General features: G+C 64.7%; 25 protein-coding genes. 17 read left to right on the forward strand and 8 right to left on the reverse strand.

What is annotated here, in order from left to right; all coding sequences use genetic code 11:
• Positions 1-72: 72 nt before the first annotated feature.
• From GY791_05390 to cobM, 6 genes are read left to right on the forward strand one after another with little or no spacing between them, the layout of a single operon-like run.
• Complete coding sequence (locus GY791_05390) at positions 73-1,050, forward strand: sirohydrochlorin chelatase (GenBank protein MCP4327855.1); 978 nt, start codon at positions 73-75, stop codon at positions 1,048-1,050.
• 11 nt (positions 1,051-1,061) lie between these two features.
• Positions 1,062-1,691, forward strand: coding sequence for a precorrin-8X methylmutase (locus GY791_05395; protein ID MCP4327856.1), 630 nt, complete (start codon positions 1,062-1,064; stop codon positions 1,689-1,691).
• Positions 1,688-2,902, forward strand: a complete 1,215-nt coding sequence (cbiE, locus tag GY791_05400) for a precorrin-6y C5,15-methyltransferase (decarboxylating) subunit CbiE (GenBank protein MCP4327857.1) — start codon at positions 1,688-1,690, stop codon at positions 2,900-2,902. The genes GY791_05395 and cbiE overlap by 4 nt, the downstream gene beginning before the upstream one ends.
• On the forward strand, positions 2,899-3,606 hold the full coding sequence (locus GY791_05405; GenBank protein ID MCP4327858.1) for a precorrin-2 C(20)-methyltransferase: 708 nt from the start codon (positions 2,899-2,901) through the stop codon (positions 3,604-3,606). Before cbiE ends, GY791_05405 begins: the two co-directional genes overlap by 4 nt.
• Positions 3,603-5,420, forward strand: a complete 1,818-nt coding sequence (gene cobJ, locus GY791_05410) for a precorrin-3B C(17)-methyltransferase (GenBank protein ID MCP4327859.1) — start codon at positions 3,603-3,605, stop codon at positions 5,418-5,420. The genes GY791_05405 and cobJ overlap by 4 nt, the downstream gene beginning before the upstream one ends.
• The gene (gene cobM / locus GY791_05415; protein MCP4327860.1) at positions 5,417-6,181 is read left to right on the forward strand and encodes a precorrin-4 C(11)-methyltransferase; all 765 of its coding nucleotides are present in this window, start codon (positions 5,417-5,419) and stop codon (positions 6,179-6,181) included. Before cobJ ends, cobM begins: the two co-directional genes overlap by 4 nt.
• Here the strand turns inward: cobM and GY791_05420 are convergent.
• The gene (locus tag GY791_05420; GenBank protein ID MCP4327861.1) at positions 6,178-6,918 is read right to left on the reverse strand and encodes a cobalt-precorrin-6A reductase; all 741 of its coding nucleotides are present in this window, start codon (positions 6,916-6,918) and stop codon (positions 6,178-6,180) included. The genes cobM and GY791_05420 overlap by 4 nt on opposite strands.
• Positions 6,911-7,999 carry a cobalt-precorrin-5B (C(1))-methyltransferase gene (locus tag GY791_05425; GenBank protein MCP4327862.1) on the reverse strand — a complete coding sequence of 363 codons (1,089 nt, stop codon included), beginning with the start codon at positions 7,997-7,999 and terminating at the stop codon, positions 6,911-6,913. The genes GY791_05420 and GY791_05425 overlap by 8 nt, the downstream gene beginning before the upstream one ends.
• 83 nt (positions 8,000-8,082) lie before the next feature.
• On the opposite strand from GY791_05425, the gene cobA reads away from it, so the two are divergent.
• Positions 8,083-8,919: a uroporphyrinogen-III C-methyltransferase gene (cobA, locus tag GY791_05430; protein ID MCP4327863.1), complete on the forward strand. Its 837-nt coding sequence runs from the start codon at positions 8,083-8,085 to the stop codon at positions 8,917-8,919.
• Positions 8,912-10,234 (forward strand): cobyrinate a,c-diamide synthase, encoded by a 1,323-nt coding sequence (locus tag GY791_05435; GenBank protein MCP4327864.1) that lies wholly within the window; start codon positions 8,912-8,914, stop codon positions 10,232-10,234. Before cobA ends, GY791_05435 begins: the two co-directional genes overlap by 8 nt.
• Positions 10,235-10,242: 8 nt before the next feature.
• Here the strand turns inward: GY791_05435 and GY791_05440 are convergent, their stop codons facing one another.
• From GY791_05440 to GY791_05455, 4 genes are all read right to left on the reverse strand, one after another.
• Complete coding sequence (locus GY791_05440; protein ID MCP4327865.1) at positions 10,243-10,638, reverse strand: cupin domain-containing protein; 396 nt, start codon at positions 10,636-10,638, stop codon at positions 10,243-10,245.
• 113 nt (positions 10,639-10,751) lie between these two features.
• A complete protein-coding gene (gene nhaA, locus GY791_05445; GenBank protein ID MCP4327866.1) occupies positions 10,752-12,008 on the reverse strand; it encodes a Na+/H+ antiporter NhaA in 1,257 nt (418 codons plus the stop codon).
• Positions 12,009-12,067: 59 nt separating this feature from the next.
• Entirely contained in the window at positions 12,068-13,369 is a 1,302-nt protein-coding gene (locus GY791_05450) for a hypothetical protein (GenBank protein ID MCP4327867.1), read from the reverse strand.
• Between the two features lie 115 nt (positions 13,370-13,484).
• Positions 13,485-14,651, reverse strand: a complete 1,167-nt coding sequence (locus GY791_05455; GenBank protein ID MCP4327868.1) for a patatin family protein — start codon at positions 14,649-14,651, stop codon at positions 13,485-13,487.
• A 458-nt stretch (positions 14,652-15,109) separates the two neighbouring features.
• Between GY791_05455 and GY791_05460 the strand changes: the two genes are divergently transcribed.
• From GY791_05460 to GY791_05470, 3 genes are all read left to right on the forward strand, one after another.
• Entirely contained in the window at positions 15,110-16,324 is a 1,215-nt protein-coding gene (locus GY791_05460) for an MFS transporter (GenBank protein MCP4327869.1), read from the forward strand.
• A 9-nt stretch (positions 16,325-16,333) separates the two neighbouring features.
• The gene (locus tag GY791_05465) at positions 16,334-16,711 is read left to right on the forward strand and encodes a hypothetical protein (protein MCP4327870.1); all 378 of its coding nucleotides are present in this window, start codon (positions 16,334-16,336) and stop codon (positions 16,709-16,711) included.
• A gap of 93 nt (positions 16,712-16,804) precedes the next feature.
• A complete protein-coding gene (locus GY791_05470) occupies positions 16,805-17,281 on the forward strand; it encodes a DUF2937 family protein (GenBank protein MCP4327871.1) in 477 nt (158 codons plus the stop codon).
• Positions 17,282-17,313: 32 nt separating this feature from the next.
• Here the strand turns inward: GY791_05470 and GY791_05475 are convergent, their stop codons facing one another.
• Positions 17,314-18,627 carry a spore maturation protein gene (locus tag GY791_05475; GenBank protein ID MCP4327872.1) on the reverse strand — a complete coding sequence of 438 codons (1,314 nt, stop codon included), beginning with the start codon at positions 18,625-18,627 and terminating at the stop codon, positions 17,314-17,316.
• Positions 18,628-18,844: 217 nt separating this feature from the next.
• Here GY791_05475 and GY791_05480 point away from each other — a divergent pair, with 217 nt between their 5' ends.
• From GY791_05480 to GY791_05495, 4 genes are all read left to right on the forward strand, one after another.
• Positions 18,845-19,228, forward strand: coding sequence for a hypothetical protein (locus tag GY791_05480; protein ID MCP4327873.1), 384 nt, complete (start codon positions 18,845-18,847; stop codon positions 19,226-19,228).
• Positions 19,229-19,245: 17 nt separating this feature from the next.
• Complete coding sequence (locus tag GY791_05485; GenBank protein MCP4327874.1) at positions 19,246-19,650, forward strand: nuclear transport factor 2 family protein; 405 nt, start codon at positions 19,246-19,248, stop codon at positions 19,648-19,650.
• Between the two features lie 273 nt (positions 19,651-19,923).
• Positions 19,924-21,264: a transporter gene (locus GY791_05490; protein MCP4327875.1), complete on the forward strand. Its 1,341-nt coding sequence runs from the start codon at positions 19,924-19,926 to the stop codon at positions 21,262-21,264.
• Positions 21,265-21,411: 147 nt separating this feature from the next.
• The gene (locus GY791_05495) at positions 21,412-22,629 is read left to right on the forward strand and encodes a cytochrome P450 (GenBank protein ID MCP4327876.1); all 1,218 of its coding nucleotides are present in this window, start codon (positions 21,412-21,414) and stop codon (positions 22,627-22,629) included.
• Between the two features lie 52 nt (positions 22,630-22,681).
• Here the strand turns inward: GY791_05495 and paaX are convergent, their stop codons facing one another.
• Positions 22,682-23,641 carry a phenylacetic acid degradation operon negative regulatory protein PaaX gene (gene paaX / locus GY791_05500; GenBank protein ID MCP4327877.1) on the reverse strand — a complete coding sequence of 320 codons (960 nt, stop codon included), beginning with the start codon at positions 23,639-23,641 and terminating at the stop codon, positions 22,682-22,684.
• A 329-nt stretch (positions 23,642-23,970) separates the two neighbouring features.
• Here paaX and GY791_05505 point away from each other — a divergent pair, with 329 nt between their 5' ends.
• The gene (locus GY791_05505) at positions 23,971-24,774 is read left to right on the forward strand and encodes a phenylacetate-CoA oxygenase (GenBank protein MCP4327878.1); all 804 of its coding nucleotides are present in this window, start codon (positions 23,971-23,973) and stop codon (positions 24,772-24,774) included.
• Between the two features lie 7 nt (positions 24,775-24,781).
• Positions 24,782-25,195 (forward strand): hypothetical protein, encoded by a 414-nt coding sequence (locus GY791_05510; GenBank protein ID MCP4327879.1) that lies wholly within the window; start codon positions 24,782-24,784, stop codon positions 25,193-25,195.
• Positions 25,196-25,255 lie beyond the last annotated feature (60 nt).

Consider the following 25,255-nt stretch of genomic DNA (forward strand, 5'->3'; position numbering starts at 1 on the left):
CCATCCCCGGAACGCTATCGGAGACGACGTATTCGGCGCATTTGTGCGCCGATCCGCGGTGAGGGACGAGGCATGGGCGATCGTATGGGCGTGATGATCTGCGGGCACGGCAGCCGCGATGAACGGGCGGTCGCCGAATTCGCCCGCGTCGCCGAGGCCTTGCGCGGGCGCTTCGCCGACTGGCCGGTCGACTACGGTTATCTCGAATTCGCCACGCCGGTCATCCGCGACGGCCTCGACCGCCTGCGCGAACAGGGCGCGACGCGGATCCTTGCGGTTCCCGGCATGCTGTTCGCCGCCGGCCACGCCAAGAACGACATTCCCTCGGTGCTCAACACCTATCGGGCGGAACACGACGGCCTGCGCATCGACTACGGCCGCGAGCTCGGGATCGACCTCAAGATGCTGCGCGCCGCCGGCGCCCGAATCGAAGAGGCGCTGGCGGCGGCGGGCGACGACGTGCCGCGCCATGACACCGCGCTCGTCGTGGTCGGCCGCGGCGCCTCGGATCCGGACGCCAACTCCAACGTCGCCAAGGTCATGCGGATGTTATGGGAAGGGCTCGGCTTCGGCTGGGGCGAGACCTGCTACTCCGGCGTCACGTTTCCCCTGGTCAAGCCGGCCCTCGAGCATGTCGCGCGGCTCGGTTACCGGCGCGTCGTCGTGTTTCCCTATTTCCTCTTCACCGGAATTTTGGTGCGCCGCATCTACGATCATACCGACGCGGTCGCCGCACGTTACCCCGGGATCGAATTCGTCAAGGCGCCTTATCTCAACGATCATCCCCTGGTCATGGATACCTTCGCCGAGCGGGTACAAGAGATCCTCGACGGCGATAACAAGATGAACTGCCAATTGTGCAAGTATCGCGAACAGGTGCTGGGCTTCGAGGACGAGGTCGGACTGCCGCAGGAAAGCCACCATCACCATGTCGAGGGCATCGGCGGCGGTCACGACCATGGCCACGGCCATGCCCACCATCACCCTTATCCCCACGCCGACCATCCGCTCGGGCCGCGGAGTTTCGATAAGCCGGTCGAGCCGGAGTAGGGGCGGCGGCGATGGTTCCCTATCTCAAGGATCCGGCGGCGATCTACCGCAAGTCTTTCGCGACGGTGCGGGCGGAGACCAGTCTCGACGGCATGCCGCCGGAGGTCGCGGACACCGCGCTGCGCATGGTTCACGCCTGTGGCATGCCCGATATCGTCGACGATTTGCGCTACAGCGTCGACGTGGTCGCCGCGGCGCGGACGGCCTTTGATGCCAGTGCTCCCATACTCGCCGACTGCACCATGGTCGTCGCCGGCATCCTGAAGGCGCACCTGGCCGACGGTGTCGGCGTGCATTGCTATATTGATGACCCGGCGGCCAAATGCTTGGCGGCCGACCTGGCGACCACCCGGTCGGCGGCGGCGGTCGAACTGTGGCGGCCGGTTCTCGATGGTGCCGTGGTCGTCATCGGCAATGCCCCGACGGCGCTGTTCCGGCTCCTTGAAGTACTGGATGAAGGCGGTCCCCGGCCGGCCGCGATCGTCGCCTGCCCGGTGGGCTTCGTCGGTGCCGCCGAGTCGAAACAGGCCCTTGCCGATAATCCGCGCGGCGTGCCGTACCTGACCCTTCTCGGGCGCCGTGGCGGCAGCGCCATCGCCGCCGCGGCGATCAATGCCGTGCTGGTGGGAGCCGCGACATGACGCCATGGCTGTCGATCGTCGGGCTCGGCGAGGACGGGCTCGACGGGCTCACCTCCGGTGCCCGGTCATTGATCGACAACGCCGAAGTGCTGGTCGGCGGCGACCGCCACCTCGCCATGGTGCCGCCGGCAGCCGACGAAGACCGGCCGCGTCTGGTCTGGACGACACCGTTGTCGAAGCTGGTCGAGGACATCGTCGGGCGGCGGGGTCAGCGGGTCTGCGTGTTGGCGACCGGCGACCCGTTGTGGTATGGCATCGGTGTCACCCTGGCGCGCCATATCCCCATCGCGGAGATGCGGGTGATCCCGGTGCCGTCGGCGTTCAGCCTGGCCTGCGCGCGGCTCGGCTGGTCGCTGTCCGAGGTTGCGACCTTGACCCTGCACGGCCGCCCACTGTCGCTGCTGAACGGATTCGTCCAGCCGGGAGCGCGGCTTATCGTGTTGAGCGACAGTCGGGATACGCCGGCCGCGGTCGCCCGCATTCTCGACGAGGCGGGTTACGGGCACAGCCCGATCATCGTGCTCGAACACATGGGCGGCCCCGATGAACGAATCGTCAACGCGACCGCCGGAACCTGGCGGGAGACCGAAATTCGCGATTTCAACACGATCGCCATAGATTGTATGGCCGGGCCGGATGCCAAGGTGCAATCGCGTGTTCCGGGCCTGCCCGATGACGCCTATCGCCATGACGGTCAATTGACCAAGCGCGAGGTGCGTGCGGCGACCCTGGCGGCCTTGATGCCGACGCCGGGCGCACGATTGTGGGATGTCGGCGCCGGCGCCGGATCGGTCGCCATCGAGTGGCTTCGCGCCATCGACCATGGTTCCGCGGTCGCCATCGAACGCGATCCGGACCGCGCGACTTGCATCGCCGACAACGCGCTCGCTCTGGGTACGCCGACGCTCGAAGTGGTGACCGGAACGGTCCCGGCGGCACTCGCCGGATTGCCGCCCCCGGACGCGGTTTTCATCGGCGGCGGCCTGACCGAGCCCGGTGTCGTCGACGCGTGCTGGCAAGCTCTCGGTTCCGGCGGCCGTCTGGTCGCCAACGGGGTGACGCTCGAATCGGAAGCGCGGCTGATCGCCCTTAGCTCGGAATACGGTGGGACATTGACCCGGCTTAGTATTGCGCGTGCCGAACCGGTGGGCGGTTTTACCGGATGGCGGCCGCTGATGCCGGTCGTCCAATGGGCGGTGCGCAAGCGATGACCGGTACGCTTTTCGGATTGGGCGTCGGACCCGGCGATCCTGAGCTGCTGACCCTGAAGGCGCTGCGCCTGCTGCGGGCATCGCCGGTCGTGGCCTATCCGGCGCCGGAGACGGGTGACAGCTTCGCCCGCTCCATCGTCGCGGACCATCTTTGCAACGGCGTGATCGAGGTGCCGATCCGCATTCCCATCGCCGGCGGGGCCTTCCCCGACGAGACGATCTATGACAGGGCGGCCAAGACCTTGAGCGAGCATCTCGCGGCGGGGCGGGACATCGCCGTGCTGTGCGAGGGCGATCCCTTCTTCTACGGCTCGTTCATGTATCTGTTCGGCCGTCTCGCCGCGACGCACAAGGTCGAGGTCGTTCCCGGCGTTTCCTCTCTCATGGCCTGCGCCGCGGTCCTCGGCGCGCCGCTCTCGGCACGCAACGACACCCTGGCCGTGCTGCCGGCGCCGCTGCCGGCCAAAGTGCTGCGCGAACGCCTGCGCGACGCCGAGGCGGCGGCGATTATCAAGGTCGGGCGGCATTTCGAGAAAGTGCGCGGCGTGCTGAACGAACTCGGGCTCACCGATTGCGCCCACTACGTCGAGCGGGCGACACTGGAAAACCAGCGCATCGTCGCGATCGAGGCGGTCGATCCGGCGACCGTACCCTATTTTTCCTTGATCCTGGTTCACCGCCGCGGATCGGCGTGGCGGCCATGACGACGCCGGCGATCATCGTTCTCACCCAGGCGGGACTCCCTGTCGCGGAGCGCATTCGGTCCGCGCTGGGCCGGGGCGAGATCCATGTTCTCGTCGGCCGCGTCGACGGCGGCGACGTCGCCTTTGAAACGCCCACCGTGCATTTGCGCGGGCAGTTCCAGGCCGGGCGGCCGATCGTCGGCATCTGCGCCGCCGGGATCCTGGTCCGCGCGTTGGCCCCGGTACTGACCGACAAGCGCGGCGAACCGCCGGTCGTGGCGGTCGCCGAGGATGGCAGCACCGCGGTGCCGCTGCTCGGCGGGCACCACGGCGCCAACGATTTGGCGCGCCGCATCGCGCGCGCGCTCGACGGCGTGGCGGCGGTGACAACGGCGGGGGACCTACGCTTCGGCATCGCGCTCGATACGCCGCCGGCGGGCTATGTCCTGGCCAATCCCGCCGATACCAAGACGGTTTCGGCCGCTCTTCTGGCCGGTGCGACGGTGCGCCTGGAGGGTGAAGCGCCGTGGCTCGCCGACAGCGAATTGCCGTTGGCGCCCGACGGCACCGTGACCCTGCGCGTGACCGCGCGGGCCGAGCCGGGTGCGCCGGACCGGTTGGTCTATCACCCGGCGACGCTCGCCGTCGGTATCGGCTGCGAGCGCGGCTGCGCGCCCGAAGAACTGGTCGATCTGGTCGACCGGACCCTCGCCGAGCACGAGCTGGCGCCGAAATCCGTGGCATTGTTGGTTTCGCTCGATCTCAAGGCGGACGAGCCGGCGGTGCATCGGGTCGCCGCCCATCTGTCGCGGCCGGTCCGGTTCTTCGATGCCGACCGCCTCGAGGCCGAGACACCGCGTCTCGCCACTCCGTCAGACACCGTCTTCCGCGAAGTCGGCTGCCATGGTGTAGCCGAGGCGGCGGCGCTGGCGGCGGCCGGAGCGGACGGCACGCTGCTCGTTGCCAAGCACAAATCGGCCCGCGCCACCTGTGCCGTCGCCGGTGCCCCGGCACCGATCGATCCGGCGGCGGCGGGCCGGCCACGCGGACTGCTGTCGGTGGTCGGCATCGGTCCCGGCGCGGCAACCTGGCGGACGCCCGAGGCCGAACAACATCTCGTGGCGGCCGATGACCTCGTCGGCTATCGCGGCTACCTCGATCTCCTCGGCGACTCGGTGATCGGCAAGACACGCCACGACTTCGACCTCGGCGAGGAAGAGCTTCGGGTCCGCCATGCCCTCGACTTGGCCGCCCGCGGGCAGCGGGTGGCGCTGGTCTCGTCGGGTGACGCCGGCATCTATGCCATGGCATCGCTGGTCTTCGAGGTGCTGGACGGTGGCGAGGATTCTGGCTGGCGCCGCGTCGAGGTCGCCGTGGTGCCCGGTATCAGCGCCCTGCAGGCGGCTGCGGCTCGTGCCGGCGCCCCGCTCGGCCATGATTTCTGCGCCATCTCGCTGTCCGACTTGCTGACCCCGTGGCCGGCAATCGAGCGCCGCGTGCGCGCCGCGGCGGAAGGCGACTTCGTCGTCGCCTTTTACAACCCTGTCTCGCAACGGCGGCGCGACCAGTTGGCGCGGGCCCGCGACATCCTGCTCGACCATCGCTCGCCGACGACCCCGGTGGTGCTGGCACGGAACCTCGGCCGCGATGGCGAGGCGGTGCGCCATTGCACACTCGGTGCACTCGATCCCGGCGACATCGACATGTTGACGCTGGTTCTCGTCGGCTCGACGGAAACCCGGCGATTCGGTGATGGCGATGAACGGGCCTGGGTCTACACGCCACGCGGCTACAGCGGCAAAGGCGAAGCCGATCGCAGGGAGAAGGCGTCGTGACCGTTCATTTCATCGGCGCCGGGCCGGGCGATCCGGATCTGATCACGGTGCGCGGCCAACGTTTGATCGAGAGCTGTCCGGTCTGCCTCTATGCGGGGTCTCTGGTGCCGCCGGCGGTAATCGGGCGAACGCCGCCGGGTGCGCGGATTATCGATACCGCCGCCCTGACCCTCGACGACATCGTCGCCGAATTCGAGAGTGCCGATGCCGCCGGGCTCGACGTGGCGCGGGTGCATTCCGGCGACCCGTCGATCTATGGCGCGATCGGCGAGCAGATGCGCCGCCTCGAAGCGCTCGGCATCGCTTATGACGTGACCCCTGGGGTTCCGGCGTTCGCCGCCGCCGCGGCCCGGCTCGGCGCCGAGCTGACGCTACCCGAAATCAGCCAGACCGTGATCCTGACCCGCACCGCGATGAAATCGTCGGCGATGCCGGCAGGCGAGGAGCTGGGAGGGTTGGCGCGGACCGGTGCGACGCTCGTCATTCATCTTTCGGTGCGCAATTTACGTCATATCGAGGAATCGCTGACCCCTCACTATGGCGCCGATTGCCCCGTCGTTGTCGCCTATCGCGTCGGCTGGCCGGACGAAACCTTCATCCACGGCACCTTGGCCGACATCCGGGGCAAGGTGCGGAAGGCGAAAATCACCCGCACGGCGTTGGTCATCGTCGGCCGTGTGCTGTCGTCATCCCGGTTCCGCGACAGCGCCCTCTATGACCCCGAGCACGTTCATGTGCTGCGTCCGCGCCGGCAAGGCTAGTGTTGTGCGGCGAGCCAGGCGAGCGCGGCTCCGATGTCGCCGACCCGCTTTCCGGGCGGCGGCGGCGGGCGCTCGATCATGATCACGTCGATGCCTCGCTCGCGGGCGGCGTCGAGTTTGGCGCGGCTGCCGTCGCCGCCACTGTTCTTGGTCACCAGCGTATCGATCTCGTGCTCGGCCATGAGTGTTCGCTCGCCGTCGAGCGCGAACGGGCCGCGGGCCAACACCAGCGTGGCGTCGGCGAACGGCAACGGATCCACGGGCGGCTCGATCAGGCGGACGAGGAAATGCACGTCGTCGCGGCCGGCAAAGGCGGGCAGGTCGCGATGGCCGGTGGTGAGCAGGGCCCGCGCGCCCGATGGGAGCGCGGTTGCCGCGGCGTCGGCGCTGGCCACCCGCCGCCAGCGGTCGCCGTCGATCGGAGTCCAGGCCGGGCGGCAAAGAACCAGTCGCGGGCAGGCCGTTTCGGCGCAGGCGACGGCGGCGTTGGCCGAGATTCGGACGGCGAACGGATGGGTGGCGTCGATGACGGCCGCGATCCGGTGTTCGCCGATAAATTGCACGAGCGCCTCGACCCCGCCGAAGCCGCCGACGCGGACCTCCCCGGGCGGAGCGACGGGTGAGCGAGTTCGACCGGCGAGCGAGAAGATGAGATGGACATCGGGAAGGTCGACGGCGCGGCGCGCGAAGGCGATGGCCTGCGCGGTGCCACCGAGGAGGAGCACGGGCCTAGCCATCGGCGCGCCCGCGTATCGCACCGCCGCGGTCGACGACAATGACCTCGACGGCGATGTCGTCTCGGTCGAGGGTATCGCAAACCGTGCGCCGGGCGGCCGCCGCCACGGCATCGCCGAGAGCGACGTTCCGCTGCCGGGCGATTTCGAGGACCTGGTTCGCAGTATTGGCGCCGCGGCATGCCGCAAGCAGAGCAGGCGACGCATCGAGCTCTTCGAGGCGGGCGGCCAGCCAATCGAAATCGACGTGGGAGCGGCCCGAATGAAGGTCGAGATAGCCCTGGGCGAGTTTGGTGACCTTGGCGAAGCCGCCAGCGATGGTCAGGCGCGGCACCGGATGTCGGCGGAGGTACTTGAGCAGCCCGCCGGCAAAATCGCCCATGTCGATGAGCGCCATATCGGACAGCCCGTAAAGCTCGCGCACCGTGTCCTCGGAGGTCGATCCGGTCGACCCGGCGACATGGTCGACGCCGTTGGCCCGCGCCACGTCGATGCCGCGATGGATCGAATGAATCCAGGCGGAACACGAAAACGGATGGACGATTCCGGTCGTGCCCAAGATCGACAGACCGCCGACGATGCCGAGACGCGGATTCCACGTCTGTTGCGCCAATTGTTCGCCGCCGGGGATGGAAATCTCGACCGTGACATCACCGGCGACGCCATGGGCGGCGGCCAGGCGTTCGATCTCCGCCACCATCATGCGTCGCGGCGCCGGGTTGATGGCGGGCTCGCCGACGGCCAGGGGCAGCCCTTCTCGGGTCACCGTGCCGACGCCCTCGCCGGCCGCGAACACCACCCCGCTCCCCGCCGCCGCCGATCTGACAGTCGATATGACCAGTGCGCCGTGGGTGACATCCGGGTCGTCGCCGGCATCCTTGACGATGCCGGCCATCGCCCAATCGCCGTCACGGCCTTCGACGGCAAGCGGAAATTCCGGACGCTCGCCTTTGGGCAAAGTGATCGAGACCGGATCGGGAAAGGTGCCGGTCAGCAGCGCCCCATAGGCGGCCTGGGTCGCCGCCGTGGCGCAGGCGCCGGTCGTCCAACCGCGGCGCAGCGGCGCTTGTTTGGTATCGGGCATTGTGGTCCCGGGTCAGTTGCGCACGGGCCTTGCGGACCGCCTCGCAGGTGCATATGCAGGGCAGGAGTTTAAGAGATTAGAGCATGAATTTCACGACGCTAAACTTTCCCGATTTCGAACCCGGCTGGGTCTGGTTGGCCGGAGCCGGACCCGGCGATCCCGGCCTCTTGACCTTGCACACCGCCCATGCGTTGGCGGTGGCGGATGTCATTGTCTATGACGCCCTGGTCAATCCCGAGATCCTCGAATTGGCCGGCGAAAACTGTACCGTCGAATATGCCGGCAAGCGCGGCGGCAAGCCGTCGCCCAAGCAGCGGGACATTTCGCTGCGCCTGATCGATTTGGCGAGGGCCGGACAGCGCGTGCTGCGGCTCAAGGGTGGCGACCCGTTCGTCTTTGGCCGTGGCGGGGAGGAAGCGTTGGCGCTGGTCGAGGCGGCGATCCCATTCCGCGTATTGCCGGGAATTTCAGCCGGAATCGGCGGCCTGGCCTATGCTGGAATTCCGGTCACCCATCGCGATTTCAACCACGCCGTGACCTTTCTGACCGGACACGACACTACGGGCCTGGTGCCCGACGCGGTCAATTGGCAGGCGATTGCCGACGGCTCCCCGGTGATCGTCATGTATATGGCGTTGAAGCACCTCGCTTCGATCGCCGAACGGCTGATGGCGGCCGGCCGCTCGGGCGACGAGCCGGTCGCGGTGATCAGCCGGGCGACGCTCGGCGACCAGCGGGTCGTGGAGACAGTCCTGGGGTCGGTTGTCGAAGACAGCGCCCGGGCCGGCATCGAACCGCCGGTCATGGTCGTCATCGGCGAGATTGTCCGCCTCCGCGCCGCCCTCGACTGGCTGGGTGCCCTCGCGGGCCGAACGCTGAATGCCGACGTCCGGCGCCGGCGGGCGCCGGCCGATGGCTAAGTCCGTGTCGGGGTCGGATACCGCCCATGGCTTGGTGATCGCGGCGCCGGCCTCGGGCCACGGCAAGACGACCATCACGCTTGGCTTGGTGCGGGCGCTCGGCGCGCGCGGCTGTCGCGTTGCGGTGGCGAAGGCCGGGCCCGACTACATCGATCCGCAATACCATGCGGCGGCCGGCGGTGAGGCGTGCGTCAACCTCGATACCTGGGCGATGCGGCCGGCGCTGGTCGCCCGCCTGGCCCGCGACGCGGCGGTTGGGGCCGACCTGTTCCTGATCGAGGGCGTGATGGGTCTGTTCGATGGCGCCAGCGGCGGCGGTGGCAGCACGGCCGATCTTGCGGTGGCGTTGCGGTTGCCGGTGGTCCTGGTCATCGACGCCCACGCTCAGGCCCAGTCGGTCGCCGCCGTGGTTCAGGGTTTCGCGGCCTATCGCGACGATTGCCACGTCACCGGAATCATCCTCAACCGGGTCGCCAGCCCGCGCCACGAGGAAATCCTGCGGACGGCGTTGGCGCCGACCGGATTGGCGGTTCTCGGGGCGGTGCCGGCGGCCGACGATCTCGCCTTGCCGTCGCGCCATCTGGGCCTGGTTCAGGCCGCCGAGCGGCCAGACCTGGAGGCCTTTCTGGTTCGCTCCGGCACGGCGGTGGCGGCCCATGTGGATCTCGCCGCAATGGCCGATTTGGCGGCGCCCTTGACCTTCGATATCGAAGGCGATGTTGCCGACCTGCCCCCGCTCGGACAACGGATCGCCGTCGCCCAAGACCATGCGTTTTCCTTCGCCTATCCACATTTGCTCGACGCGTGGCGGCGCGCCGGAGCGGAAATCATCCCGTTTTCTCCGCTCGCCGACGTCGCCCCGGACGGGGCGGCCGATGCGGTGTTCCTCCCTGGCGGTTACCCCGAGTTGCATGCCGGTCGCTTGGCGGCGAACGCGATTTTCCTCGACGGTCTCCGCAACGCGGCCCAGCGGGGGATGAGGATCTACGGCGAGTGCGGCGGCTATATGGTCCTGGGCCGGGGCATCGTCGATGCCGAGGGCGACCGGCACGCCGTGGCCGCGCTGTTGCCGCTCGAGACCAGCTTCGCGACGCGGCGTCTCCACCTCGGCTATCGCCAGGCGGAATCCGATTGCGGCATGCCGTGGAAGGGGCCTCTGCGCGGCCATGAATTCCACTATGCGACGGTACTCGAGGAAGGACCGGCGGCGCCCCTCTATTGGATCCGCGACACCCACGGCGGTCCGCCGTCACCGGTCGGTTCGCGCCAGGGGTCGGTCATGGGATCGTTCATTCACATCGTCGATTGCGGCTGAACCACAGCTCAAACCTTTGGCCGTGGATCCTCGGCCGTCGAGTGATCGGTCGGCTGCGGGGTCATGGTCAGGACGGTAACGCCATCCGGCGCATCGAACCGGTGCCAGCAGCCTTGCGGGACGACGGTCACCATGCCGCCGGTCATTTCGAGTACTTCCGGCCCGTCATCGGTGAGCACGGTCAGCGTGGTCTTGCCGGAGAGGACCTGAACCAGTTCGTCTCCTTTGTTGTGCCGTTCCCAGGCGCTGTATCCCTCGAAGCTGCCGGCGAAAACGCCGCCCTCACGATAGGTGGCCAAGGTTGCGAACGCCGCGTCGACGTCGTCCGACGGCGTGTCGGGAACCCGATTGCGCAGCACCTGTCGGGACGCTAACGCCGCTTTGATGTTGACTGCTTCGATCATCGTCCGGATCCTCCTGATACGGTTCCATGCCGCCGTTTCCAATTGGCCGGGCCATCGGCGGGGCGCGGCCGCCAATCCGCGACAGAATTGATTCCACGTGAACACATAGTGTTCTAGCCCCTGGTGGTCAGTGGCGGTTCGGTTTTTTCCGCGGCTGGCGTCGGTGCTCCCGGCGAATCAACCACAGCCGGCCGGCCCGGCGAAAATGCGATCAGCACATAGCCGCCGATTGCGGCCAGGATCGAGCCGCTGAGCACGCCGAGCCGAACATAGGCGGCATGATCCGGATCGTCGAACGCGAGGCCGCCGATAAACAGGCTCATCGTGAAGCCGATCCCGCACAGCAAGGCCAACCCATAGAGCTGTTGCCAGTTGGCGCCCTCGGGCATGCGCGACAGGCCGAGTTTCACGGTCAACCAAATGGCGCCAAAAATGCCGACCTGCTTGCCGACAAAAAGGCCAAGCGCGATACCGAGCGCCAGCGGGTCGAATAGGCTGGCCAGGGTCATGCCGGCGAAGGAGACGCCCGCATTGGCGAAGCCGAAAACCGGCAGAATGCCGAACGCGACCCAGGGATGGAGCGTGTGCTCGAGATGCTTCAGCGGCGAGTGCTGATGGTCTTCGGTCAATTCCGCGTTGTCGCGGCCCTCCATCGGGATAAAGAAGGCCAGGATCACGCCGGCCAATGTCGCGTGCACGCCCGATTTCAGCACCGAAACCCAGAGTACGATGCCGATCAGCATGTAGGGTGCGTAGCGGGCGATCCGCATTCGGTTGAGCATAAACAGCCCGGTCACCGCGGCCACCGCCACGGCCAGCGACATCAATGAGAGGTCGCCGGAATAGAAGATGGCGATGATCAGGATGGCGCCGAGGTCGTCGATGATCGCCACTGCCGTCAACAACACCTTTAGCGACAACGGCGCTTTCGACCCGAGCAGCGCCAATATACCGAGCGCGAAGGCGATATCGGTGGCCGCCGGTATCGCCCAGCCGTCTAGATTCTCGGGAGTGCCAAGGTTGACCAGTACGAAGATCAGCGCCGGCACTGCCATGCCGCCGAACGCGGCAATCACCGGCAGGGTGAGCTGGGCGCGGCTCGACAATTCGCCTTCGAGGAATTCCCGCTTTATCTCAAGCCCGACGAGGAAGAAGAAGACGGCCATCAGGCCGTCATTGATCCACAGCAGAAGGGGCTTCGCGATATCGAGGGTGCCGACGCGGATTTGCAACGGCGTTTCGAGAAGGTCGTCGTAAAGCGATTCGAGCGGTGTGTTGGCCAGGATCAAGGCCAGCGCCGAAGCCGCGATCAGGACGATTCCGCCGGCGGCTTCGAATTTGAAGAATTCTCGCAGGGTCGCTAAGGGCACTTGGGCCTCATCGTTGGGTCGGGGGGTTGCGGTCGGACTCCGATTTGAATGCGGCCAAACTAGTCCAATTGCAAGTGCGGCGCCCAGTCGATCTCGGTCGCGACGTCCTCTTTAACTTGCCACCCCAGCGCCGCCAGCCCCTGGCGCGCACGCGGCGAGGCGTCGCCCAATAGCCAAAGTTCACGGTCGTCGATCGGGTAATCGGCGCTTTCCAGGGTGTAGATCTTGGCCGCCGCCGCGATGCCCGGAGTCCAGGCCATATAGTCGACCGGAAACATGGCGATTTGGCGCCGGTCCGCGGTCAGGCCGACCGGCAGATGAACATCGGGGAGGAAGCGAACCAGTGGGCTTTGGTTGTTGTGAAACCACACCAGCAGGGACAGCGACTCGGTGAAGAAGTAGGCCTCGTCCTCCGATCGGACCGAATTCGCCTGACGAATGACCTGGTCGCGATTTTCGACATCGTCGAGTTCCAAGAGGCCGCTGACGATGATCGTCTGCAACGTAGGACTAACGTCCGGATGGCGGAAGAATTCATCGAGGTCCGCCTCGGCCACGCCGCTTTCGATCAACCGCTCGCGATTGAATTTTTGCAGTTCCCTGTAATCCTTGGTCCACACGGCCTCGACCGCCGTTTCGATGTAGCCCACGCCCGGAATCGAGGGCAAGGGTACGAGTTTCATGCCGTACCGCGCCGCCCGTTCGATGCGGGCGATTTCGTTGAGCGCGCTTTGCAGCGGCTCGTTCGAGGTATACGGGTCGACGCCCAATTCGCGCGCCCGCCGGCGCTGCGCCGAGCGCACGCCTAAGTGGATCTCGAACGCCTTGGTTATTTCGTCTTCGGTGTAACCGTCGTCCTCGCCTTCGCCGCCGGAATCCTCCTTGCCGATACCGGTAATGTCACTGGCGGTCCCCGCCCCGTCGACGATGTCCTCCTCGTAATCGTGGAATATGCGGATGATTCCCTCGGGCAGACCGGCGATCGTTTCGATCGGGTTGGTCGCCGCCTGCCATATCGCCCTGAAACCGCTCACGGTGGTGTTGGCCGCTGATTCGAGAAAGACCTCGGTCTGCGATAAGTCCTGAAGTTGGCCTATCGCCTCGATCTCCGTAATCCTCATGCGCAGCATCGGCGAGCCGTAAGCGGTGAATGGTCCGAAGTCGGACCAGATCTCATAGATGTTGTGGTAGCCGTCATTGGTGACCTGTTCGATCACCCGGTGATGGTCGCCGTTTAACAGGTCCGGCGTCAGGATTTCGCTGGCTTTGAATTCCGGCGGCTGTTCGAAATCCTGCGCCGCGGCCGGGGCGCTGGGCCATGTCATCGAAAGCAGTGCGAGGACCATGGCGGTGCGTCGCATATCCAATCCAAGATCGTGGTCCATGTCGCTTGGCCCCGTCCCGAACATCATTAGTCACCGAACCTCGCCGCCGTCAGTATGTTGTTCGATGCTTCGCCGTGCGCCGCTGGTCGAACTAACGGTCTTCATTCGCGGCGAACCCGGGTGGCAGCTTTTCCCAAGGATAACCGTTGGTCGCCAGCGCGTATCCATAGTCGTACAGTTGGCGCATATATTCGGTATCGAAGCTGTCGCTGTGCTCGACATCGAAATCCGATCCGATGTGGGCGAGGTTGTAGTCGACCTCGTCGCGTTGGGCGATAAGATAGATCTGGTAGAGGTCCCCGATGCCCTGGGTATGGATCAAAGATGATATCGCGCGCCCCGCGATGTCCATGGTACGCCGCTCGACGGTGGCCCAATCGGGATCGATGCGGGCATTGCGAATGAGATAGAGCGCCCGCTCGCGTGCAACTCCAGCCCGCTCGCTGGCCTCGCGCACTTTGAGCGACGGCGGGTACATAAAGATCTGCGACATGGCGCCGCCGTCGACATGCATTTCCTGGTGGGGACTACCGTCGACTTCGACGTCGAACATGACCGGCGGAAAGGCACCTGGTATCGCCGCCGACGCCAGCAAGATATTCTGCACCAGCGAAAGTGCGTTCGAATGGCCGCTGGTGGCAATCGCACCGATACTCCAAATCGCCGGCCGGCGCGCATCCAGGTTGGTCGTCGCGATGAGCAGCAGCCGCCCCTTTTCGTATTCGCGCCCGATGGCGGTCAGCATGTCTTGGTCGAGGAAATGGCGCACCAGGGTCAGAAGGGGCGTGGTATCCGCCATCGCATCGTCGAAGATCGCCGCCCAGAGCGGCCTCTCTTCAAACACGTTTTCGGCCGCGGTCTCGGTAAAGACGCTCGTAAGCTGATGGTCGTAGGCGGACCCGAGAAATGCGAACGGGGCGGTGAGCGCACCGGTGCTGATTCCGGTAACGACCTTGAAATCGGGCCGATCGCCCGCCTCGGTCCATCCGACGAGCAATCCCGCACCGAACGCGCCATTGTCGCTGCCGCCCGAAATCGCCAGAATATTCGACTGCAGCAACGGTCCACTGTGTCCGATTTTTGTGAGGTGATCGCGTTCGTTGTTCAGCGCTTGAAGCCCGATTTGGATCAGGTCCTCGTTGTACTCGTCGTCGAACCAGAAGCGGGCATTGGGAATACCGGAGATTACGGCCTTGTCCGTAGAGCCCTCAGGCACCGCCGTCACGCGGTCCGGATGCAGGTTGCAGCCCGACAACATCATTACCGAGCCGGCGACCAGGGCGGCCATCGATGTGCCCGCGGCACGTCGCGGCAAGATCTTCGGTTCGATGACTATCGGCATTGGCTGCTCATCGCCCAACTCTTACAAAATCCGTCCTCATTTGAGCCCTAATTTATCGCTCGATCGAAGTTGGTGCCAACAGCGAACATGTCTCCGGTCGGCGTGGCTCATGCCGAGATGAAACAGCCGGAAGGCTAGGTGGAACAAAGCGGCAGCCGCCTCTTTTCCCACGCCGAATATCCCACGCCAGAGCCGAGAACCGCCAATTCGGCCTACGCATTAGCCTCACGGCGACCGACTTCATTCCGAGGTATGTTGCTTCGCGCGCAAGCCTGCCATGCGCACGTCCGCCTTGCCTTACCGGACGAAGGGCCTAGTTTTTGGCCAAACGGGAAATCCGCGTCCGTTTCGCAATGCATGGTAGGGGAGAGTATATGTCCGACGCGACCCTGACGCAGTGGCGAACGCCCGCGCTGGTGATTGCCGCCGGCTGCCTGCTCACCGTTCTGGTCTTTGGTATTCGCGCCAGCTTCGGCGTGTTCCTCGATCCGATGACGGCGGAATTCGGATGGGGCCGGGAGGTCTTTGCCCTGTCGATGGCGGTCCAGAACCTGCTGTGGGGCCTCGGACAACCGATCGCCGGCGCGATCGCCGACCGCTATGGCTCGGCGCGGGTGCTGTCGGCGGGATTGGCGCTTTACGGCCTCGGCCTGTTCCTGATGGCCGATGCCTCGACCCCGGCCATGCTCCACGTGTCCGCCGGGTTCCTGATCGGGATCGGCATGTCGGCGGCGTCGTTCTCGGTCGTTCTCGCCGCTTTCGGGCGGTTGGTGCCCGAAGAGCGGCGCTCGTGGGCGTTCGGCGTCGGCACAGCGGCCGGGTCGCTAGGCCAGTTCCTGATGGTGCCGCTGGGCCAGGCCTTCATCTCCGCCTATGGCTGGTCGACGGCGCTGGTCCTGCTCGGTTTCGGCATTATCGCGATGATTGCCGTAACGCCGGTCTTGTCGAGTCGCGCCGGCAACGTCGCCGGTGAGCGCCGGCTATCGATCAACGAGGCGTTGCGCGAATCGCTCGGTCATCGAAGCTATGTCTATTTGACCACCGGCTTCTTCGTCTGCGGGTTCCAGGTCTCGTTCCTCACGTTCCACTTTCCCGCCTTCATCATCGATGCCGGGCTCGACCCGGCGCTCGGCGCGTGGGCGATCGCCATCGTCGGCCTGTTCAACGTCGTCGGTTCCTATTGCGCCGGCCTGCTCGGCGGCCGGCTCAGCAAACGTAATCTGCTGTGCTGGATCTATCTGCTGCGGTCGCTGGTCTTTGCGGTGTTTATCCTGGTTCCGATCAGCGACGTTTCGGTCATGGTCTTTGCGGCGACGATGGGATTGCTGTGGTTGTCGACGGTGCCGCTCACGTCGGGGCTGGTCGCCCAAATGTTCGGGATTGGCAACATGGCGATGCTGTTCGGTATCGTCTTTTTCGGCCACCAGGTCGGCAGCTTCGTGGGCGTCTGGTTCGGCGGCTATATCTTCGATGCGACGGGGTCTTACGATATCATGTGGTGGCTGTGCGTCGCGACCGGGATCGCCGCCGCCTTGATTCACTGGCCGATCGACGAGCGTCCGGTCCGCCGCCTGGCGGAAGCGCGGTAGCGCGTTGGCATGGGGCGTTCCGCGGGCCGCGGGAAATCCGGGCTGCCGGGCCGCCGGTTCCACCTTCTTGCGCTTGGATTGCTGCTCGCCGTTGTAGCGGGCTGGTTGGCGTTGATGCTGATTGCCGCCCGTGACGCCGAGCTGTCCGGCGAGCGAAGCGGTATGGTCACCACGGTATTTCCGGTCGGCGCGAGCCTGAAGGAGGCGTTCCTGGCCACCGACAGAGCGGGGGGCAGCATTGTCGCCGGCACCTGGTTCCCCAACATCTGGGTGCTGTACTCCGATCAGCCGGGATATGCCGGCCGGCTGCGTGCGGCCGGCGCCATATTGGTGTTCGATTCGGCGCCGTTCCAGAGTATGACCATTCCGACCTGCGGCGGCGTGTGACGCCGTGGCGGGCGACGCCGGTGCCTTGGACCTGCCACGTTTGCGGGGCAAGATCGGCGCCTCTCGGATCGCCCCTCGATGGGAGCAGCCGGCATGATTTATCCGCGTCGTATCGTCGGATTGGCCTGTCTCGCAGGCGTCGGAGCCGGCGCCGCTCAGCTGCCGGCCTTCGTCCAGCAATATCTACAACGGCTCGGCGGCCATCTCGACGAGGCCAGGTTCTTGGCGGCGCAGCTCGGCGACAGCGCGATCTATAGTGAACTAACGCCGGCCGCCCGCGCTGCGGTTGCCACCGCGACCGATGCCCGAATTGCCGAGCTGAGCGCGGCCCACGATGCGATCCTCAACGCCAGCGGTCCGATGCGGCCGATCGTCTTATTGACCCATATCGACAACGCGATCGCGGTCGCCACTTGGCGCGTTTTCGAGCCCGGCCTGCCGCTCGGCTGGGGCGGCGCGCTCTACGGTGCGGGTGCGGCGGCGGTCGTGTTTTTGGCCTATGCCGGGTGTCGGCGGCTGCTGCGTCGGCGGCGGCGGAGCCCCGACGAAGCGACCCTGGTCGAGAACTAAGAACGGCGTCGGCGGCGCTGCCGTCGCGCCGCTCAACCGTAGAGGAACCAAACGATAAACACGGCGCCGGCGATACCCGCCAGATCCGCCGTCAGCGCCGCCGCCAGGGCATGGCGCAGGCGCCGCACCTGGACCGCGCCGAAATAGACGGCGATGACGTAGAACGTGGTCTCGGTCGAGCCCTGGAAGGTGCTGACCAGATAGCCGACATAGCTGTCCGGTCCGATCGCCGGGTCGTTGATCAGCGAGGCCAGCACGCCGTAGGCTCCCGACCCCGACAGCGGCCGCAGCAGCGCCATCGGCAGTGCCTCCGCCGGCAGACCGAAGAGGCCGGTAATCGCGCCCAGCGGCCCGATCAGCAATTCCATGGCGCCACTGGCACGGAACATGGCGACGGCAACCAGGATCGCGACCAGATAGGGGATGATGCGCACCGCGACCTGAAAGCCGTCCTTGGCGCCCTCGACGAAACTTTCATAGACGCGGACCCGCCGGGCAACGCCGAAACCGAGCAGGCCGACCATCAACGACGGAATGATCCACGGCGCGATCGACTTGCCGTAAACGATGGCGATCGGGATCAGGGCCACGATGCCCAGAATGACGAGGGTGGAGACCCAAGCCGGATAGGCTTCGGCGGGATTCTCGTCGATCGCATCATCGGTTTCCGTTGGCGTCTCGGCCGCGGCCTCCGCAGCCTCCTCCTCGGATATCGGAACATGGTCGCGCGGCGGAAACGGGAAATACCGCTGGTAGACCTTGGCCGCCACGATGGCGGCGGTGGTCGAGCATATGGTCGCGAACAGGGTCGTCGGCAGAATCCCGGCGGGATCGTTCGAGCCGGCGGCCGCGCGCAGGGCAATGACGCCGGTCGGCAACAGCGTTACGCTTGACGTATTGATGGCGAGAAACAGCGCCATGGCGTTGGTTGCCGTTCCCTTGCAGGGGTTGAGCCGGTCCAATTCCTGCATCGCACGGATGCCGAACGGCGTCGCCGCGTTGCCGAGACCCAAGGCATTCGCCGACATGTTGAGGATCATCGCGCCCATCGCCGGGTGATCGGCGGGCACGTCGGGAAACAGGCGCACCATGATTGGCCTCAAAGTGCGGGCGATAATGCGCAGCAGGCCGCCGGCCTCGGCCACCTTCATCAAGCCGAGAAACAGCGCCATGACACCAATCAGGCCGATGGCCAGGGTTACCGAGCCGGCGGCGGCATCGATCATGCTGCTGCCCAACCGGTCCATCGGGGCCGGCTCGCCGACCACAGCGGGGGACCAGGTCAGTTGACGCCAAGCCGCCATCAGGAACGCGATCAGGACGATCACAAAAAAGACAAGGTTCATGACATACTCCACCCGCCCGGACTGGCGGCCCGCGTTCCCAATGCCGGCGGCCTGAACGGGCGATAGTGCACGCTCGCGTCGGCGCCGGGCAAGCCCGGCAATGAGCAAGCCATGACGAAGAATTGTTCATAACCCACGGGGCTGTCCCCTATAATGAGGAATCGCGCCTCGTGGGACGAATCAGGGGGCCAATGGAGGCCAAGTAATTGGAGGGATCATGACCAAGGGACTAGGGTGCATTTCCATAGTGGTCGCAGCGACGCTCGTATTTCTGGTGCCGTCTTCTCGGGCACAGGAAATGACCATCAACCTGAACCCTCGAGTCATTACCGAAACGCCGTGCACCGAGTTGCTGAGCGGATTCGACATTCAGAACGACAACATCAACGTTGCGATTCAGTCCGCGGCCGGGGGTGGATTTCGATTCGGATACGCGCTCGGGTACCTCCACGGTGTCCTCGATGACGGCGAGAAACGGCGGCCACTGACCGAAGAGGAAGTCGAGACCTTCGTCGGCACCTATCAGTTGTTGTGCAAAGAGAACGGCAATCTCTCGATCTATGAGGCGGCGCGCGATTCGATGTCTTTCCAAACGCGTTGAGCGAAACCGGAGGAGGCATGAGAGACCTGGATGCTGTCCTCGCCGTAAATGCCGAATTCTATGCGGCGTTCACCGAACGCGATTACGAGGCCATGGAGAGCCTGTGGGCGCGAATTTCACCGGTCGCCTGCATTCATCCGGGGTGGCCGCCGATCAGCGGCCGCGACGAGGTCATGGTCAGCTGGCAGCAAATTCTCGGCAATGCCGGCGCCCCCAAAGTCGAATGCGTTTCCCCCGAGCCATTCTTGTGCGGGGATGCCATCTTTGTAATTTGCTACGAACGCATCGACGACGCTTTGCTTGCCGCCACGAATGTTTTCGTGCGCGAGGATGGTATCTGGAAAATGGTTCATCATCAGGCGGGGCCGACCTCGGGCGAGCCCGAAGCGGCGCCTCGGTCATCGGTGGGGACGATCCACTGACCGCGATCGCAAGGAGCGCCACCGCCCGCGTGGAATAATTTTCTAGCCATAGTTCGAGTTTTTCAAGGGATAGTGGATTTTAGCTGAAGTGTAATACTAAATCTGGCACCTTTTCTTGGAAGGCCGTTAACGCTAGTTTGGCGAATCGCGGCTCAATATGACCTGCAGGGATAGATTGTACGCGCGGGCATGAACCCCGGATCAACCGGGATCGGACCCCGGACCGGGCGCGGCGTTGGGCGAGACGCACAGGGGGACGGAAACATGATCCCGATGACTTCCTTGAGACTGAAGGCGGCAGGTGCCGCGGTGGCGGTCATGCTCGCCGGCGGCGGCGGCACGGCCCACGCGGCCGGCTTCGCTGTATATGAGCAGAGCACGACCGGTCTCGGCACCGCCTTCGCGGGCGCGGCGGCGGTGGCGGAAGACGCGTCGACGATCTTTTTCAATCCCGCCGGCATGGTCCATTTGCCGGACAACAACGCCGTGTTCTCGGTGAGCCCGATTTTCCCTAACTCGGAGTTTACCAACAACGGATCGACGACCTTTACCGGACCCGGCACGTCGGTGCCGACGGCGGGGCCCAACAACGCCAATGGCGGTACCCCTGTCGTTGCCGGGGCGTCATATTTTTCGCACCAGCTTTCGGAAGACGTCTGGTTCGGCGTCGGGCTCAACGCGCCGTTCGGGTTGGTCACCGCTTACGATGCCGATTGGGTCGGCCGCTACAACTCCATCCGCTCGCAGTTGTTTGTCTTCAACCTGAACACAGCGATGGCGTTCAAGATCAGCAACTCGTTCTCGATCGGTGTCGGCCTCAACCTCCAATACGCCAACGCGAATCTGACCAATATGATCGATGGCGGCCTGTTGATCCCCCCGGGGTTGGGCGGCCCTCTGCCTGGGGCGTTCGATACTTTCATCGATATTACCGCCGATAGCCTAGGATTCGGCGCCAATGTCGGCGGGTTGTGGGAACCGATCGACGGCACGCGGATCGGCGTCCACTACCGGTCGTCGGTCGACCACGATTTCTCGGGCGACGCCGACCTTATGGTGGCGCCGGGCGGACCGCCTCTGCCCGCCTGGACGACGGCGAGCGCCAACCTGACCTTGCCCGACACGGTATCGATTAGCGTCTTGCAAAACGTGACGCCGGAGCTCGATCTGGTCGCCGATGCGACGTGGACGAACTGGAGCGTCGTGCCGCAAATCGTCATCGAGCTCGGTGACGGATTGGGCGATGCGGCATCTGTCTTCAATTGGGAGGACACTTGGCGCTTTTCCGGCGGGGCAATCTATCGGTACGGCGAAAACTGGACATTCCGTCTTGGCTACGCCTACGACGAATCACCGGTGCCGAACGCGACCTTTCGCTCCGCTCGCGTCCCCGACAACGATCGTCACTGGGCGACGATCGGCGCAACCTATGGGCTCGACGAACATTTCGATCTCAGCATCGCCTACGCCCATCTCTTCTTGCCCGATACACCGATCGCCAGCATCGATACATCGGGGGCCCATCTCTTGGTCGGCAATTACGATTCCAGCGTCGATATCTTCAGCCTGCAGGTGACGACCAGCTTCGAATCCCTGAGCCAGATCCTGGACTGAGTGGGCCGATACCATCGCGGTCCCGCGTACTGATCGATGACCGGAATGAGCCAGTGCCTCGCGTCCTTACGGGCGGGACGCCAATTTGTCTGGACATTGATCGCTTGAGTGCTAGGCATTTGCCCGGATTCATATACGGGCGACGACGTGACCGAGACAATCCACCGATTTGATATTGCCGGACAGGCGTTCAAGCGCGATCCGTTCCCGACTCTGGCCGCGATGCGTGCTGTCGGGCCTGTCGTCACGACACGCGCGCCGATTATCGGGCGCATCACCTTTGTCACGACCCACGCCGCCGTGGAAAAGTTGCTCAAGGATCCTGACCGTTTTTCGGTCGACGTTCGGCGCGCCGGTAATACGCGAATGGCCATAATTGTGCGCTGGCTACCGGGCGGCATAAGGCTCCTCGCCAACAACATGCTGCTAAAGGACGATCCCGAGCATCGAAGGCTCCGCAAGCTGGTTGACGGCACGTTCCGGCGCGCCGAGATCGAAGCCTGGGTTCCCCGCATCGAGGACATCGCCGACCGCTTGCTCGATGACTTGGCCGCCTCCCAAGATCGCGACCTGGTGAAGCACGTTGCACGTGACCTGCCGCTGGCCGTCATCTGCGAAATGCTGGGGCTGCCGCAGGAGGACCGCCCCAAATTCGCCCGCTGGATGGCGTCGATGTCCGAAGCCGCGTCGCTATGGGGCATCGTGCGGCTGGTGCCGGCAATCGGCCGCATCAACCGGTACATGCGGATGAAGTTCGAAGAACGCCGGGCGGAGCGGCGAGACGACCTTATCTCCGGGCTGGTCCATGCCGAGGACGAGGGCGACCGCCTCTCCGAGGACGAGTTGTTGGCGATGTGCTTTTTGTTGTTCGCCGCCGGGCATGAGACCACGACCCATTTGATCAGCGGTGGCGTACTGGCGTTGCTGCAAAATCCAAATCAGTTGGAGCGGTTACGCGCGGAGCCGGATCTGACCCCTTCCGCGGTCGAGGAATTGCTGCGTTTCGTGTCCCCGGTGCAAATGACGAAGCCGCGTTTTCCGATCGAGGATACGGAGTTCGAGGGCGTGGCGTTACGAAAGGGGCAGCCGCTCATGGCGCTGCTCGCGGCGGCGAATGCCGATCCCGATGTGTTCGAAAATCCCGAAGCGCTGGACATCGGACGGCCAAAGAATCGGCACCTCGCCTTCGGCGGCGGCCCCCATTTCTGCCTCGGCGCATGGCTGGCTCGGGCCGAAATGGATGTTCTGCTGCGAAAGTTGTTGGGCCGAACTCGCGTTCTCGAGCTTGCGGTCCCGGAAGACGAATTGCGCTGGACGGAACGAACCGGCATGCGCGCGCTCAAATCGCTTCCGCTTCGGATTTAGCCATCGATGGCCGGTACAGCGCAGCGCTCGGGATAGTGGATGCCGGGCTGGTTCAGGCGCTTTCCCGCACGGCTACCGACGCGTCCTCGAGGCCGCCGAAACGGTCAAAGAAGTAGGGGGCAGCTTCGGGCAGGGGACCGTCGGCAGTTTCCAGGACCGACATCAGGTGCCGTTCCGCGGGATGTTGGGTGAGCCGGTACAGGTTACGACACAGCAATCGCGCCGCAGTCCCGCTCCATCCCGACTGCAGCAATTCGTCGGGGAGCTGGGGGTCGCGCAGCAAGACCCGGCGATATTCGTGAATGAGCAGGGTCCGGATCAGGAAACAGCTCTGTGGATCGGGCCGCTCGTTACCATGGATCGATTGCAGAAGCGGTCGAAACCGCTCGAGGAATCCGCGGTAGCCGTCCTCCAATTGCTCGATATCCCAACACTGGCGGACAAGTTCGAGCAATGGCGGGGAAGCGCCGCCGCCAATATCGTTGGCATCGAGCAGGACGACCCCGTCGGCGACGCCTTGGTCCTGCAGGACATGCCGGACCGCATCGATATCGGCGTCGGGGTGGGCCATGCAATTGGCCCCGATAGTGCCGAACCCGAGCCAGGTCAGCTCGCGACGCAACCGGTCCCGCGATGCGTTGGTGATCGCGCCGGTAACCAGCACCGCTAATGTCCAGCGCCCGTTCCAGGCCGCCCGCGGCACCGAATAGATGCGCCGATGGGCGTCTTCGAAACGGCGGCGGCCGCTTTCGGTAAGACTGTAATAGCTGCGGCGTCCGATCTGATTCGCCGACAACCAGCTATCGCGCGATAGGCGCAGGACGGCGGTACGCACCAGGCGCTCGTTGAGGCCCAGCGGTTCGACCAGCCGAATCAAGCTGCCGAGCCAGACCGTGCCGCCGTGGGGCGCAATCGCGTCGCCGTAAATCGTCACGATGAGAGATTTCGCCCGGGGCGATGTCGAATCGGCGAGATTCTGGGTCAGTTCAGCGAAACGGCGCGGCGTAGACATAGGCGGTTTTGAGATTACTCCAAGCTCCAACCGAGGATCGATGTATAGCCCTATCGTGGTTCTGGCGCAATCGTTCTACGTTCACTTTCAGCCGATTCGTTTGGCTCTTTGTAGTGAAAAATATTTAGCTCATGCGGCGCGAATTTATCTCCCTTATGAGGTATGTGGATATAAAATCATTTGAAGACAGTATTTTACATATCATTATCCGTAAATCGTTATTGCGCTCAGAATCGTTGACAAGAACAATATGATACACTTTTATATGTTTAATACCAAAAACTGTAGTATGTTAGATGATGCCGAAATCGGCACGGGAAGGAAGTGTGATGCGAAAATACGACAAGGGCGACGCGCTCCCCGAGGATTACAAAGCGGCGCTTCTCAATCTGATGTCCTTTCAGGGCGATTCGGAATATGCCGGCGGCCAGCGGGTGGCCGAGAACGCTCAATACGCGCCACGCCCGGAAGAGGCCTATCGATTGGCCAAGAAGGTCATGGAGGAGATGGGCCATGGCTACTACGTGTGGAACCTGATGGCCGACCTCGGCGTCGATGTCGATGCACGGCTTCACGAGCTGGTCACCAATCCCGACAACCCCGACCCCGCCAAGGTCAATGTCATCAACGGTTTTCGTAAGGAAAACTGGTCGCCGATGTTCGATTCCTGGTACGACGTGGCGCTGTTCTCGACTCTCGTCACGCCGGCGGCCGTCGCCTTCCTCGGTCAATACCGGGAATGTTCGTATCTGCCCTGGGCGCGGGTCAACGTGCGCATCCACAAGGAAGAGCACGGTCACCTCGCCTTCGGCGTGTGGGCGGCCAAACGCTGCGTCGAATTCGATGGCGACCGGGGCCTCGAGGAGTTGCAGAAGCGGGCGCCGAAATTCATGAAAATGGGACTCGGCTTTTACGGCCGTCCGTCGTCGGGCGATAAGAAGTCGAAGATGTTCGATATCTACTACGAATACGGCATCAAGACCAAATCCCCGGAGGAGCTGCAGACCGAGTATTGGGAGCTCGTCGAACCGCGGCTCAAGGATGTCGGCCTCGAAATGCCCAGCGAAGCGGAAATCGAACCCGACTACGACATGCGCGTCGGATACGACGCGGCCGACCATGCCGCGGCCTGAGCTGGCGATGATTGCCGGCGGCCGGTTTCCCGACCCATTGGTTGAGGGCGCGCGCAGCGTACTGCGCCAGTATGGCTACCGCCATCTCGAAGAGGGCCGGTCGCGCGACGATTGGGCGGAGATGTGGCCGCTCTTGAGAAGCGACTTCGCGCAGGGCGCGGGACCCGCGGTGCCGCAATACGACGCTTTGCCGGTGGCGATCGGCGAGGCGGCCCGCGAATACATGCGGCGGCGATTGATCGCCGACCATTTGCTCGATGCGTGCCAGGAGGCCCACGCCGCTTTGTTCCGGGACGGTATCGACAGCGCGCGCGTCGAGGCCTATTCCGCCGCCCGCGAAGCCTATGAGCACAGCGTCGAGGATTTCGGCGCCGCAGGCGAGATTGTCGAGGGTCTGCTGCACGGGCACGCCGCCGGCTGACGGTTTTGCCGCCCCGTCGGGGTTGCGGGCGCGCGCGGTCTTGCTATGGTCACGGCTGAT

The organism is Alphaproteobacteria bacterium (assembly GCA_024244705.1).
In the GTDB taxonomy this organism is placed as follows: Bacteria; Pseudomonadota; Alphaproteobacteria; order JAAEOK01; family JAAEOK01; genus JAAEOK01.